We start from the raw sequence: 217 nt of genomic DNA, 5'->3' as shown, positions 1-217 counted from the left end.
TACCTGCTCAGGTAAGCTGTTCCCTCGGAGGAGCAGGCAGGCAACTTTAGCAGCACCAGCAGCACAGCTTCCTGTTGTATATCCTTCACGCCAAGTATGTCGATCTTTGTCTCGTGCCATTGTTCCCTCTCCACCTACTAAAAATTAATCATTTCAATAGAGCTATAAAACCCCAAGGTGCAGTCCAAATCGGACGAAGATGGCTATTGTGAGCGAT

General features: G+C 47.5%; 1 protein-coding gene. It reads right to left on the bottom strand.

What is annotated here, in order from left to right:
* A partial coding sequence (locus tag DSOL_RS27760) for a cobalt-precorrin-5B (C(1))-methyltransferase (protein WP_139314663.1) occupies nucleotides 1-120 on the bottom strand: 120 nt, incomplete at its 3' end.
* Nucleotides 121-217: the final 97 nt, after the last annotated feature.

The organism is Desulfosporosinus metallidurans (genome assembly GCF_001936615.1).
GTDB classification, from domain to species: Bacteria; Bacillota; Desulfitobacteriia; order Desulfitobacteriales; family Desulfitobacteriaceae; genus Desulfosporosinus; species Desulfosporosinus metallidurans.
The sequence above is the reverse complement of the archived record's forward strand: the minus strand, read 5'-3'. Positions and strand labels throughout refer to the sequence as shown.